Source organism: Neisseria sp. HMSC31F04 (genome assembly GCF_001807735.1).
Classification (GTDB): domain Bacteria; phylum Pseudomonadota; class Gammaproteobacteria; order Burkholderiales; family Neisseriaceae; genus Neisseria; species Neisseria elongata.
Genome location: NZ_KV790796.1, coordinates 14845 through 28874, shown reverse-complemented (window position 1 = coordinate 28874; position 14030 = coordinate 14845). Strand labels below are relative to the sequence as shown.

General features: G+C 53.4%; 9 protein-coding genes and 2 pseudogenes. 3 read left to right on the top strand and 8 right to left on the bottom strand.

Features of this window, described 5'->3' with window-relative positions:
- A pseudogene (locus HMPREF3107_RS05260) lies at positions 1 to 405 on the top strand (IS1595 family transposase); the annotation flags it as partial.
- A gap of 76 nt (positions 406 to 481) precedes the next feature.
- On the opposite strand, the gene HMPREF3107_RS05255 reads toward HMPREF3107_RS05260, so the two are convergent.
- The 6 genes and pseudogenes from HMPREF3107_RS05255 to HMPREF3107_RS05230 form a co-directional block, all read right to left on the bottom strand.
- Positions 482 to 865, bottom strand: coding sequence for a DUF6979 family protein (locus HMPREF3107_RS05255; protein ID WP_070454130.1), 384 nt, complete (start codon positions 863 to 865; stop codon positions 482 to 484).
- Between the two features lie 289 nt (positions 866 to 1154).
- Positions 1155 to 1816: pseudogene (locus HMPREF3107_RS05250) on the bottom strand (IS1595 family transposase).
- Positions 1817 to 2090: 274 nt separating this feature from the next.
- Positions 2091 to 4028: an RNA polymerase sigma factor RpoD gene (gene rpoD / locus HMPREF3107_RS05245; protein ID WP_070454129.1), complete on the bottom strand. Its 1938-nt coding sequence runs from the start codon at positions 4026 to 4028 to the stop codon at positions 2091 to 2093.
- A gap of 315 nt (positions 4029 to 4343) precedes the next feature.
- Positions 4344 to 5183: a phosphoserine phosphatase SerB gene (serB, locus tag HMPREF3107_RS05240; RefSeq protein WP_070454128.1), complete on the bottom strand. Its 840-nt coding sequence runs from the start codon at positions 5181 to 5183 to the stop codon at positions 4344 to 4346.
- A gap of 125 nt (positions 5184 to 5308) precedes the next feature.
- Complete coding sequence (locus HMPREF3107_RS05235; protein ID WP_070454165.1) at positions 5309 to 5950, bottom strand: DMP19 family protein; 642 nt, start codon at positions 5948 to 5950, stop codon at positions 5309 to 5311.
- Between the two features lie 60 nt (positions 5951 to 6010).
- Entirely contained in the window at positions 6011 to 7546 is a 1536-nt protein-coding gene (locus HMPREF3107_RS05230; RefSeq protein ID WP_070454127.1) for a helicase HerA-like domain-containing protein, read from the bottom strand.
- 460 nt (positions 7547 to 8006) lie between these two features.
- Here HMPREF3107_RS05230 and HMPREF3107_RS05225 point away from each other — a divergent pair, with 460 nt between their 5' ends.
- Positions 8007 to 9977 (top strand): TonB-dependent copper receptor, encoded by a 1971-nt coding sequence (locus HMPREF3107_RS05225; protein ID WP_070454126.1) that lies wholly within the window; start codon positions 8007 to 8009, stop codon positions 9975 to 9977.
- A gap of 223 nt (positions 9978 to 10200) precedes the next feature.
- Here the strand turns inward: HMPREF3107_RS05225 and HMPREF3107_RS05220 are convergent, their stop codons facing one another.
- Positions 10201 to 11214, bottom strand: a complete 1014-nt coding sequence (locus tag HMPREF3107_RS05220; RefSeq protein WP_070454125.1) for a 2Fe-2S iron-sulfur cluster-binding protein — start codon at positions 11212 to 11214, stop codon at positions 10201 to 10203.
- 158 nt (positions 11215 to 11372) lie between these two features.
- The gene (locus tag HMPREF3107_RS05215) at positions 11373 to 12194 is read right to left on the bottom strand and encodes an FKBP-type peptidyl-prolyl cis-trans isomerase (protein ID WP_070454124.1); all 822 of its coding nucleotides are present in this window, start codon (positions 12192 to 12194) and stop codon (positions 11373 to 11375) included.
- Positions 12195 to 12455: 261 nt separating this feature from the next.
- Between HMPREF3107_RS05215 and HMPREF3107_RS05210 the strand changes: the two genes are divergently transcribed.
- On the top strand, positions 12456 to 13976 hold the full coding sequence (locus HMPREF3107_RS05210; protein ID WP_070454123.1) for an acetyl-CoA hydrolase/transferase family protein: 1521 nt from the start codon (positions 12456 to 12458) through the stop codon (positions 13974 to 13976).
- The last annotated feature ends 54 nt before the right edge of the window (positions 13977 to 14030 follow it).

The window sequence follows — 14030 nt, the reverse complement described above, 5'->3', positions numbered from 1 at the left end:
TCGCGGTGCGGCAGGAAAAGTGGTTGTCTTTGACATCCTGAAATGCAACGGACGGGTCTATACCGTTGTGGTGGATAATGCCAAGTCTGAAACGTTACTCCCTGTCATCAAGAAGAAAATCATGCCGGACAGTATTGTTTACACGGATAGCCTGAGCAGCTATGATAAGGTGGGCGTAAGCGGTTTTACCCATCACCGCATCAACCATTCCAAGGAATTTGCAGACCGCCAGAACCACATTAACGGCATTGAGAATTTTTGGAATCAGGCAAAACGCGTCTTGCTAAAATACAACGGAATCGATCGCAAATCTTTCCCGCTGTTCTTGAAAGAATGCGAATTTCGGTTTAACTTCGGCACACCGTCCCGCAGCTAAAAATCCTGCGGGAGTGGTGTGGAATTTAGGGCTAATCTAGTACAGCCCCTTACAAAAAGTGCGGTCTTTTTTTGTAATGTTTTGATAGTGTGGTTTCAAACCCCGTTATTGGATGAGTCCTTCATTCCATAATGCGATAACCACATCAAGTTGGCTATTATGTTTCTTTTCTTCTCCAATGATTTTTTGAATTTCTGCCCAAAGTTCAGCTTTTTTATTTGCCCAAGACATATCTTTTTTTAATAAATGAATGGCAAGAATTGCATATTCTGCATTTTTAGATTTTCTCCCTTGTGGTGGTTGAATAGAAATTCCTTTTATTTGTCCCGCGTAGCACAGCCCAAAAAAGGTATTTTTAGGACATCCTTTCACTCTAGCTGAATGACTGTTAGTAAACTCTTGAACTCCTTCCGTCCATGCTTTTTTAATATCGTGTGTATAAGCGAATAGCTCTACGGCTTTTACAGCTGTTTTTCCATATAAATTCATATGTTCAACTCACGCAAAGCACGGATTTTGTCATTGACAGACATTCACAGCCTCCTTATAGTCAAATGTAATTAAAATTGGGAATTTATTCCGATAAACGGTCTTAAATCATAAGAATTGGTATTGATAAGGGATGTGCGTTAATAAATATATTATCTCGAATGGTATATCTTTGCAAATTTATACATTAATTAGTAAAGCAAAATGTTGGCAATAACTAGCTTTACATTTTTCAATACATCTTCTATTCAAACACAGGAATATAAAATGAAAAAATCTTGGGGCTGTCCTAGATAACTAGGACAAATCGTGCTTTACCTAGTTGTTTTAAAATAGAGACTTGAACTTTTATTTCACTGTTGTTAAAACGCCATTCGCACTCCTTCAGATACAGCTCAAAATGCTCTTTGGGAATGCCGTTAAACTTGCGCAAATGACGTTTTGCCTGATTCCAAAAGTTCTCTATCCCATTGATGTGGTTTTGCCTTTCGGCAAAGTGTGTGCTGTGGTTGATGCGCAAGTGGCTAAACTCACTGACATCCGGCACATCATAGCTCTTATGACAATCTGTATAAACGATGCTGTCAGGCTTTACCTGCTCACGGATAATAGGCAGCAAGGCGGCCGTTTGCGTATTGGGTACGGCAACGGTATAAACCTTGCCGTTGCGCTTTAAAAGCCCGAATACGGCGACCTTCCCTGCTGCACCGCGCCCCCGTCTGCCTTTTCGATGCCCCCGCCAAAGTAGCTTTCATCTGCTTCTACTTCACCGTCAAACATTTCCAAATGCGGGCTGCTGTGAAATATAAGCAGACGCAGCCGGTGGAAATAATAAGCTGCGGTATTTTTGTTGAAGCCGACCAATTGGGCTGCCGTTCTGGTGGTAACGCCTGCAACGAATAATTCGATGAGCTTATTTTGTTTATACTGGCTTAGGCGACTTCTTCTCATGGAGATAATTCTAACTTGAATTGAATTTCCCTTGTTATCTAGGACAGCCCCGAAAATTAAACGTAGGCAGCCTCTCGGGGAGGCCGTCTGAAAAGTGTTTCTGAGTTGGGATGATTGGTTGCAGTTTTGCGATGGATGGGTAAACCGAACGGCAATGCCATGGCTGGCCATACAAACTGCGGCTGTGTGTTTGGGTTTGGATGGTGTTTGATGTTCCGATGATAAAGAGGCCGTCTGAAAACGGTTTTTCAGACGGCCTCTTGCTGTGAAACGGCTATTTGTTGTCTTCGCTGTCCAGGAAGCTTTTCAATCTGTCGCTACGGGTCGGATGACGCAGTTTGCGCAGGGCTTTGGCTTCGATTTGGCGGATACGTTCGCGGGTTACGTCAAACTGCTTGCCGACTTCTTCCAGCGTGTGGTCGGTGTTCATGTCGATGCCGAAACGCATACGCAGTACCTTGGCTTCGCGCGGGGTCAGGCTTTCCAGTACGTCGGCGGTAACTTCGCGCAGGCTGGAATACATGGCCGCATCCGCCGGTGCGACGTTGTTCACGTCTTCGATGAAGTCGCCCAAGTGCGAATCGTCGTCGTCGCCGATCGGGGTTTCCATCGAAATCGGCTCTTTGGCGATTTTCATGATTTTGCGGATTTTGTCTTCCGGCATTTCCATCAGCTCGGCCAGTTTGGCGGAATCGGGGTCTTCTCCGGTTTCCTGCAGGTATTGGCGGGATATGCGGTTCATTTTGTTGATGGTTTCAATCATGTGAACCGGGATGCGGATGGTGCGCGCCTGGTCGGCAATCGAGCGGGTGATTGCCTGACGGATCCACCATGTCGCGTAGGTGGAGAATTTGTAGCCGCGGCGGTATTCGAATTTATCGACCGCCTTCATCAGGCCGATGTTGCCTTCCTGAATCAAATCAAGGAACTGCAAGCCGCGGTTGGTGTATTTTTTGGCGATGGAAATCACCAGGCGCAGGTTTGCCTGTATCATTTCCTCTTTCGCACGCGCGGTTTCCCGTTCGCTGCTTTGCATGTTTTTATTGATTTCCTTCAGTTCTTCGATAGAAATCTGCGCCGTTTTTTCCATTTCCGCCACTTCGGACTGTTTTTCCAGGATGGCGTGTTGGAAACGCTCTAAGGCGTTCGCCCATACGCGGCGTTTGGCAATTTCGTTTTCCAGCCAAGTCAAATCGGTGATGTTCGGCAGGAATTGGCTGATGAAGTAGTCGCGGTCCATTTGGACGCGGTCGAGGCAGATGTCGCGGATTTCGCGCTCCAGTTTGCGGATGTTGTCCACTTTCTGCCGCAGGCTGTTGCTCAGACTTTCAATCTGACGGGTGGCAAAGCGGACTTCCAGCAGTTTGTGGGCAATCGCATCGCGGTGTTTCAGGTATTCGGGATGGTTGCTGTCGTTGGCATTCAAAGCCTCGACCATCAGGCCGTAACTGTCTTTGATAACGGCAAAATGCTCCAGCACTTCGCGTTTCAATTCTTCCAGATTGACGCCTCCCATATCGGCGGCATCGCCTTCGCCGTCTTCATCTTCGTCGTTTTCAGACTCTTCTTCGGCGTTGTCGCCGGGACGTGCGCCGGGCGGTACGGTTTCCAAATGACCCAGGCCCAGTTCGTTAAGCAGCACTTCGTTCGGGTCGATAATCGCTTCGACCACTTCGTCTACTTTGATTTCGTCGTTGCGGATTTTTTCAATCAATTCGAGGATTTCCGCAATCGAACCCGGACAGGCCGAAATGGCCTGAATCATGTTTTTCAGGGCGTTTTCGATTTTTTTGGCGATGATGATTTCGTCTTCGCGCGTCAGGAGTTCCACCTGCCCCATTTCGCGCATATACATGCGCACGGGGTCGGTGGTGCGGCCGAATTCGGAATCGGCGTTGGAAAGGGCGGCCTCCGCTTCTTCTACCGCGTCGTCGTCGGTCATGCCGGTGCCGCTGTCGTTCATCAGCAGGCTGTCGGCATCGGGGGCTTCTTCGGTTACTTGAATACCCAAACCCTGAATCATGTTGACGATGTTGTCAATCTGTTCAGCGTCGGACATGTCGTCCGGCAGGGCATCGTTGATTTCGGCGTAAGTGATGTAGCCGCGGTCTTTGCCCTGCAGAATCAGCTGGCGCAGGCGGGCGCGCTGTTCCTCTGCGGTCAGCGGGCGGTTGTCGTCTTCTTGTTCTTCGTAGTCTTGCGGATTACTCATTGTGGTCTCGGTATTTTCGGATAATGCGGCGGGCGGGCGGATATTCGGAATTCTGCCTGTCTTGCAGCGTGTGGTGCGCCCCGCCGTTTGGAAACAGCCTGCAATAGCACTTTGGCTTTCAGGCTCGAAATCGGATTTTCGCTAAATAGTGCCGCTTAAGGGGGAAAACAAGCCCCCGTCGGCAAAAAGCGGGGATTATACTGAAATCTCCCGCCTGCCGAAAGGCGGCAGGGAAGGGTTTGGGGGCGGCCCGATATGCCGGTTTCCGTTCCGGCGGGCAAGGTGTGTTCCCCGCTTCGGTTTGAACGGAATCCTCTATAAAAAACAGCCGCGTATGGCTTCCAGGCCGTTGTGGTTGATGCATATGTCGGCAGCCTGACGGGCTTTGGGCTTGGCATGGTAGGCGATGCCGAACCCGGCTTCTGTCAGCATGGGGATGTCGTTGGCTCCGTCGCCCACGGCCAGAACCTGCCCGTGGCGCAAACCGAGTTTGGTACGGTATTCGCGCAGCAGGTTGGCTTTGGCTTGTGCGTCGATGATGCGGCCGTTCAGACGGCCTGTCAGGCGGCCGTTGTCGGTGTCGAGCAGGTTGGCATGGGTGTAGTCGAGGCAGAGGCGGGTTTGCAGGCGGTCGGTGAAAAAGGTGAAGCCGCCCGATACCAGCATGAATTTCACGCCGTATTTTTTGCATTCGCTCAAGAGGTGTTCCGCGCCGGGCGACAGTTTCAACACTTGGTCGTACACTTCTTGCAGCACGCTTTCCGGCAATCCGGCCAACAGGCCGACGCGTTTGCGCAGTGATTGTTCGAAGTCCAATTCGCCGCGCATGGATTGTTCGGTAATCGCAGCCACTTGTTCTTTCAGTCCGACTCCGGCGGCAATTTCGTCCACGCATTCTATGGTAATCAGTGTCGAGTCCATGTCGCTGACAATCAGTCCGAGGTCGGAGAACGGGATGGCGGGCAATACGGCGTGGTCGATTTTCAGCTTGTCCAGTTCGGCGGCGGCTTCGGGCGGCAGGGCAAAGTTTTCCGGCACTTCAAAGCGCAGGATGCTGCCGTTTTCGTTTTCAGACGGCCTTGTCGGCAAAGAGGGGAGAAAGGACAGGTCGCAACGCCCGATGTCGGGACGCTGTAAAACCAAATGGTGCGGCATGGGGATTTTTTCCTCGGTTGGGTTGGGCGGTTGTGTTTTCAGACGGCCTCTTGCTGCAAAAGGCCGTCTGAAAAATGAGGCGGGGTTGTACGTTCATGTAAACCCAGCCTTGGGCGGCGTTTTCGTCAGTCAGTAAACGCTTCGGGATTTTCGCGGATGAAACGTACCAGCAGGCCGTCCAGAGGTTGGCAGTTTTCCAGCAGGTAGAATTCGTCGTCGTAGGCTTCGAGCGGGTTGTTTTCATACGAGGCGCAGAAACCTTCCAGCGAACCGTCTTGGCGGTCGGCCAGTTTTTCGTGTTCGTAACAGGCGTTGGCGCGGCGTACGAGGTCGGCATATTTGGGCGCGCCGACGAGTTCGCAGGCTTCGGGCAGGTAGGCGGCGGCTTCGGCGCCGGTGTTGTAGTAATATTGGTTGAAACCGCCGTTGTCCACTTCTCCGGCCAGAATGTACAGCGCGTAAACGGCGCGGCGGGCGGGGGAGAGCGTTTGCAGGTATGCTTCTTCGCCCATGCCTTCGGGTGCCTGCACGGCCAGGGTGTCGAATACGGTCAGTACCAGCTCTTCGTCGGGCGTTTGCGCCAAGATGTCGGGGGTCAGTTTTTCATGGATGGTGCGGTTGTCGAAGGCGGCAAATATTTCGGATACTTCGGCAAACAGTTGCTGCGATTCTCGTTTGAATTCGGCACGTTCTTCCTCGCTCATCATTGCCAGCATTTTTTGGAAGTCTTCGCCTTCGAAGAGGGTGTTGAAGTCGTCGTTTCTCATATTTTTTTCCATTTGAGGCCGTCTGAAAACCGGGTAACGGGTTTTCAGACGGCCTGCCGTTTATTTCAACATGTTTTTGATTACGCCCATCACACTGCGCGAAATGGCGTTGGTGACTTGGCGGTTGATTTGGCTGCCGATGCTGTCGGCAACGTTGTAGCCCAGCCCTTGGTTGGCCTTTTTCCGCCCGCCGAACAGTCCGCCGAGGAAGCCTTCTGCCAGTCCGGGTTTGGCCGGTTGCGCCGCTTCGGCCTGTGCTTGCGCCTGTTGTGCGGTTTTTTCCGTGCCGGCGGCCTGCTCAGCCTGCGTTTGTTCCGCCACAAGCTGCTGCAGGGCTTCGTAGGCGGAGAAATTGTCCACCGCGTCTTTATAGTGGCGGTAGAGGATGTCGTTTTGGAACAGGCTGCCGCGCTCTTCGGCAGCCAGCGGGGCAAGCTGCGATTGCGGCGGCAGGACGAAGGCGCGTTCCACGATGCCGGGCATGCCTTTTTCATCGAGGAAGGATACCAAAGCCTCGCCCACGCCCAGTTCGATAATGGCTTCGGCCACGTTCAGCTTCGGATTGCTGCGGAAGGTTTCGGCGGCGGCCTTTACCGCTTTTTGGTCACGCGGGGTGAATGCGCGCAGGGCGTGCTGCACGCGGTTGCCGAGCTGGCCGAGGATGCTGTCGGGCAGGTCAAGCGGGTTTTGGGTAACGAAATATACGCCCACGCCTTTGGAGCGGATGAGGCGTACCACTTGTTCGACTTGTTCTACCAAGGCCGGTGCGGCGTTGTCGAACATTAAATGCGCTTCGTCGAAGAACATGACGAATTTGGGTTTGTCGGCATCGCCGACTTCGGGCAGGGTTTCAAACAGTTCGGCCAGAAACCACAGCAAAAACGCGCTGTACATGCGCGGGGAGCGCATCAGTTTTTCCGAATTCAGGATGTTGATGACGCCTTTTCCGCCCTCGCTTTGCAGCCAGTCCTGCAGGTTCAGTTCGGGTTCGCCGAAAAACTGTTCCGCGCCTTCTTTCTCCAATACCAGCAACTGCCGCTGAATCGCGCCGACGCTGGCGGCGGAAACGTTGCCGTATTGGGTGCGGTATTCTTTGGCGTGGTCGGCCACATATTGCAGCATTCCGCGCAGGTCTTTCAAATCAATCAGATGCCAGCCTTTATCGTCGGCAACCTTGAATACCAGGTTGAGCAGGCCTTCCTGGGTGTCGTTCAAATTCATCAGGCGCGAGAGCAGCATCGGCCCCATTTCGGATACGGTAACGCGCACGGGGATGCCCGTTTCGCCGAATACGTCCCAAAAGCGCACGGGAAAGCCTTGCAGATAGTCTGCGCCGTCCAAACCGAATTCCGCCATCCGTTCGCCGACCTTGCCCGCACCGTCCCCGGCACGGCATATGCCGGACAAATCGCCTTTTACGTCAACCAGAAACACAGGCACGCCGATATTGCTGAAACTTTCCGCCATTTTGCGCAGCGTAACCGTTTTGCCCGTACCGGTCGCGCCGGCAATCAAGCCGTGCCGGTTGGCCATTTTGCCGATAAGTTCCAAAGGTTGGCGGTCGCCGCCGCTCAAGGCGATGGTGAGAGTAGTCATAAAATCAAACTTCCGTAGCGGATAAAGACAGGCGGCATTTTAACGGTATACCTGCTTTTTGGCATCTTCAAATAACACAATCGGCCGTCTGAAAAGGAAGCCGGGAGTCATGCTGCTTTTTCAGACGGCCTTCAATTTCAGGCCATAGTTTGTCAAACGGCATATCGGGCCGGACATGGGATTTGCCTGCGGTATTCGGGGAAGGAAACGTTTTTTAGATTTTTCATCAGGCCGTCTGAAAATATTTCGATGTGTTTTAAGACGGCCTGATGACGGATTTGGGCAAGTTAAGAAATATTGAGTTAAATCAAAAATAGGCAAAAGAATTTAAAAAACAGGAAATTCCCGTATGTTATTCCGTATCACTGATTGATGCAATCATACTGATTGCAAAAACTTAATTTGCGATTTAGACCCGAAATATTTCAATATAACAAATCACAATGGAGTTAATTTCCTTATGAAACGCCAACACTTCTTACTCCTGCCATTGACGCTGGCCCTAACCCAAGTTTGGGCAGCCGATGAACCTGTCGAACAAAATTCCGCACTTGCGCCCGTGGTCGTTACCGGCACGCAGCAGCAAAAGGCCAATACGGTCAAATTCAACCCGAAAGCCACCATCCAGCCCATGCCGGCCGGCGACGGTGCGGACTTGCTCCAGTCCGTGCCCAATATGAGCATCATCCGCAAAGGCGGCAGCTCGGGCGACCCGCTGTTCCGCGGCTTGGGCGGTTCGCGCCTGTCCGTCAATGCGGACGATCAGTTTATTTACGGCGGCTGCGGTATGCGTATGGACCCGCCGACCGCGTACATCCATCCCAACAGTTTTGACGAAGTGATTGTAACCAAAGGCCCGCAAACCGTTACGCAGGGCATGGGCTTGGTGAGCGGTTCCGTTCAATTTGTCCGCAAAAATCCTGATTTTACTGAAAAACCCTACAATATAAACACGTCCGCCACAGTCGGCAGCCACGGCCGCCGCGACGGTTCGCTCGAAGCGGAATTCGGCGGCAAATACGCTTACGTCCGCACCAATATTTCGCACAACGAAGCGGACGACTATAAAGACGGTGCCGGCCACCACGTTCATTCCAACTTCAAGCGCGACAGCCAAATGCTGCAAGTCGGCATCACGCCGACCGAAAACACCACCATCGCCGGCACATACGAACGCAGCCGCGCGAAAGTCGCCTACGCCGACCGTATGATGGACGGCAGCAAATTCGACCGCGACGCTTGGAACATCCGCTTCAGCCAACGCAGCATCACGCCTTGGTTCAGCGAACTCGAACTGCGCTACGGTCAAAGCGAAATCGACCACGTTATGGACACCTACAGCCTGCGCACCATCCGCAATCCGCACGGCATGCAGATTAAAAACGCCAACAACCCCAAACGCAACACCGATACAGGCCATCTGAAAGCCACCTTTGACTGGGATACGGTTAATCTGCAAACAGGCATAGATTATTTGGATGACGTGCACGTTGCGCGTATGGAACGCGGCGGCGACGGTTACCGCCACAAACCGTTCATGCCAAACCAGAGCTTCAAGCAATGGGGTATGTTTGCCGAAGCCGCATGGCAGCGTAACGAAAACCAAAAATGGGTAGCCGGCCTGCGCCACGACCAGGTCAAAGCGCATTACGACACCAACCGCGTTACCGACCCCGTATTGAAACATCAGAAATACAATCTGAATTCCGGCTTCCTGCGTTGGGAACAAACCGCCGGCAACCTGAAATATTACGCCGGTTTCGGCATTGCAGAGCGTGGGCCGGACTACTGGGAACGCCTGCATTCCGAAAACAAAATCGTTCGTCCCGAGCAAAACCGCCAGCTTGATGCGGGCATCATTTGGAAAAACGAAAACGTACAGGCTTCCGTATCCGTATTCGGCAGTCGCATCAACGACTTCATCCTGCTCGAAAGACGCGGCATGATGGCCAGCGTCCGCAATATCGATGCCAACCGCGTCGGCGGCGAAGCCGAAATCAAATGGAAATTCGCCCCCAACTGGGAAATCGGCAGCAACCTGGCCTACACGCGCGGCAAAAACCGCACCGACAGCCGTCCGTTGGCGCAAACCCCGCCTCTGGAGTGGAACAACTCTCTGGCGTGGGATAACGGCAAATTCAGCGCGGGCGCGCTCTGGCGCGTGGCGGCAGCGCAAAAACGCTATGCCGTCGGCCAAGGTAATATTGTCGGCCAAGACGTCGGCGCATCCGCCGGATTCGGCATACTGTCGCTCAATGCCGGCTGGCGCATCGCCAAATTCGCCACCCTGCAAGGCGGCGTGGACAACGTGTTCAACAAAACCTATGCCGAATTTGTCAGCAAAGGCGGCGATCCTTCTGCCGGAACGCAGACCACTCGCGTAAACGAGCCCGGCCGCACGGCTTGGTTGCGTTTGCAGATGCAGTTTTAATCCGAACCGTCAGGCCGTCTGAAAAAAACAAACCGTCTTTTCAGACGGCCTGTGATTAGGTTTATACAATTTTCATTCCGCGCTGTTTGCAGAAGCGGATTTTACCCGCCCTGCAGTCCATAACTGGCGTTTCAGCTGCATCGTCGGCGACGTAAGGTCTGCTTCCGCAAACAGCGCGGTTTTTTCGGCACGGCGGTGCCGATTTTTTATTTTCCGTTCGTACCTATTGGGCGGGGGAAAAAGCGTCGGAGAAGAAGGCGTCGTTTTTCAGACGGCCTTGCCCCGTCAGTATTTCCTGCGCATCGGTAATCATGGCCGGCGAGCCGCAGGCGTATACCTGATGGGCGGACAGGTCGGGATGGTCGCGCAACACCTGTTGTTGGACATACCCCCGCGCGCCGTTCCAGTTTTCGTCCGCACGCGAGAGTACGGGCGTGAAGGAGCCGTTTTTCAGACGGCCTGTCAGTTCGGCGGCTTGTTCGGCGTAATACAGTTCGGCTTCGTTGCGGCCGCCCCAATAAAGGTGAATCTGCCGCTGCGATTGTTGTTCGATTAAGCGGAGCAGGATGCTTTGGATCGGGGCGAAACCGGTGCCGGTGGCCAATAGGATAATCGGCTGCGTCTCTTCTTCGTTCAGGGTAAACGTCCCCATCGGGCCGCGTACGCGCATGATGGTTTTCTCTTTAATCAGCGGGTCGTTGCCGAACAACATGCCGCTGAACATGCCGCCTTCGCGTTTGCGGATGTGCAGTTCGAGCTGCTCTGCCTGCGAGGGGCTGCCGGCGAGGGAGTAGCTACGGGTGTGTCCGTCTTTCAACAGGATGTCTATGTATTGGCCGGCGAGGAAGACGAACGGCGGTTTTTTCGGCATGTCGAGTTTGAGGATGGCGGTGTCGTGCAGGTATTCCACTGAAGCGACGCGTGCGGGCAGGGTTTTGACGGGCGGCATTTTGCTGCTGTTGTAGCCGGGAACGTTGAGTCGGATGTCGCCGCGCGGATAGCAGCAGCACATTAGGATTTTGTTTTGGGCCAGTTCTTCGGCGGGAAGGGCTTGTTCCGCGTGTTCGCCCTGTTCGAATTCTCCGGCGGCGATTTCGGCTTTGCACTGGCCGCAGATACCGTTTTGGCAGGAGTGGGGTAGGTTGAATCCTTGGCGGCGCGCGGCAGCCAAGATGCTTTCGCCGTCGTCGGCTTCAAAGGTTTCGTTGTCGGGTGATAGGGTAATTGTGTGTTTCATGTTATGGTTTTAGGTGTGTTGAGGCCGTCTGAAAAGTTTCGCTTCAGGGAAGCGGTGGTTTTCAGACGGCCTTATCAATGCCGTAAATATTTGAAACGGAAAGGCGGCACGGTATCGTTGATTGCCTGTGATTGCCTGCACCGTTTCAGACGGCCTGATTATTGACCTTGCGGCAGACCGACCATGGCGTCTTTCGGCATTTCGCCTGTGGCGGCCAGTTTGACGTCGAAAATCAGCACGGCGTTTTTCGGGATTTTTGAGTTGGGCGGAGGTGCGTTGCCATAACCCAGTTCGGGCGGGATGTAGAGAGTGTATTCCGCACCTTCCTTCATCATCGGCAGGGCTTCCTGCCAGCCTTTGATCATGACGGGCAGCGGGAAGGCCATCGGTTCTTTGGCTTCGGCATTGCTGTCGAACACAGTGCCGTCGGTCAGTTTGCCGGTATAAATTACGCTCACCATCCAGTCGGGTTTCGGATTTTTGCCGGTACCTTCTTTGATGACTTTGTATTGCAGGCCGGAGGCGGTGGTTTTCACGCCTTCTTTGGTGGCGTTTTCTTTCAGGAAGGCTTGCGCTTTGGCCAATTCGGCTTGCGAATCTTTATCGGCGGCAGCCTGTGCCTTGGCTTGTTCTTTCTGCAGGAAGGCCATCATGATTTCGTTGGCCTGCTGCTCGCTGATGCGGGTTTCTTTGCCGGACACAACGTCTTCGATGGCTTGCGTGAAGAGTTTGACGTCGATGGCCGTACCTTGCTCTTTCATTTTCTTGAAGCTGCGGCCGATGTCGATGCCCATCGCGTAGCTGGCCTGCTGTTCGGGCGTGCCCAATGCCGAAGCGTCTTTGGCGGCGGCAGAAGCGGCGGTGTTGGCGGCCGAGCCCGAAGCGGCGGATGTCGCCGGAGTGGAGGTTTCCTGTTTGCAGGCGGCCAGCGCGCATGCGGCGGCCAGTGCGGTCAGGCTGAGTTTCAAAGTTTGTTTCATAATGGCTCTCTGTAAGGAACGGTAAAACAAGGAGCGGATTATACAAGCTTGGGAGGCAAAGGGAAGGCCGTCTGAAAATGTTGTTTCGCCGTTCGGCATATTTTTGCGTTTTTTAATGCGAGGATGCGGAATTTCGCAAGGCGGGAAGGAAACTTTACACTATACGGCCTTTACTATATATTCCGTCCGACCGGCTTGGGTTTCGGCCGGACTGTTCAATTGCAGCCTTGTTGTAAGGTGTTTTATTCGAAGGAGAATCATATGAGCGATGCGGCAGGACGCGTGCGCCACGAGGGTTTGCGCCAAAAAATCATTTCCGCCGAGCAGGCGGCCGAATTTATTCAAAACGGTATGACCGTCGGCATCAGCGGTTTTACCGGGGCGGGTTATCCCAAAGCCGTGCCGGGTGCGGTAGCGGCTAAAGCGGAAGCCGTGCATGCCAAAGGAGAGGCTTTCAAAATCCGTATGATTACCGGTGCGTCTACCGCGGACGAGTGCGACGGTGTGCTGGCGCGTGCAAACGCCATCGAATTCCGCAGCCCGTTCCAATCCGACCCCACTTTGCGTAATCAAATCAATGCGGGCGACGCCGCCTATATGGATGTCCATCTGTCGCATATCGAACAACAGGTTCGCGCGGGCTTTTTCGGTGAAATGGACGTGGCCGTTATTGAAGTGGCCGGCATTACCGAAGACGGCAAGCTGATTCCCTCCCTCGGTGTCGGAACCAATGTAACTTGGCTGCAGAAAGCGAAAAAAGTTATTTTGGAAGTGAATGCCCGCCAAAATGAAAAATTGGAGGGGATGGCCGATATTTACGACAGCGTCGGCTTGGCTCCGTTCCGCAAACCTATCCCGCTGACCGAAGCGGGCGGCCGTATCGCCACGCCTTATATGCACTGCGATTTGGAAAAAATCGCCGGTATCGTTCTGACGGATGCGTCCGACCGCAACAGCAAGTTTGCCGAGCCGGACGAGATGTCGAAAAGCATTGCCGCACAAATCATCGATTTCTTTTCGCACGAAGTCAAAATGGGCAGGCTGCCGAAAAACCTGCTGCCTTTGCAGTCCGGTGTCGGCAATGTGGCAAACGCTGTGCTGGCCGGCTTGCAGGACGGCCCGTTCGACAATCTGACCGGTTTTACCGAAGTGTTGCAAGACGGGATGTTGGATTTGATTCTGAGCGGAAAAATGTTGTCCGCTTCGGCAACCGCATTGTCGTTCAGCCCGGACGCACTCGACCGTTTCAATGAAAACATCGATTTTTTACGCAGCAAAATCATCCTGCGGCCGCAGGAAATCACCAATAATCCCGAATTGATCCGCCGCCTCGGCATTATCGGTATGAACGCCATGATTGAGGCCGACATTTACGGCAACGTAAATTCTACCCATATCATGGGTACGAAGATGATGAACGGTATCGGCGGTTCGGGTGATTTCGCGCGCAACTCCTATCTGTCGTTCTTCGTTTCGCCGTCGGTGGCCAAAGGCGGTGCGATTTCCTGTATCGTGCCCATGGTTTCCCACCACGACCACACAGAGCACGACGTGATGGTGTTGGTAACCGAGCAGGGCTTGGCCGACTTGCGCGGCAAATCTCCGCGCGAACGTGCCAAACTGATTATCGAAAACTGTTCGCATCCCGACTATCGTGACCAATTGCGCGACTACTATGCCCGTGCGGAAAAAGCAGGCGGCCTGCACACTCCGCATTTGCTGAACGAGGCTTTGTCGTGGCATCAGCGGTTTGTTGAAACCGGCGATATGCGTGTGAAATAAGGCTTTACAGTCTTGTATTAGGAAAGGCCGTCTGAAAATGTTTTTCAGACGGCC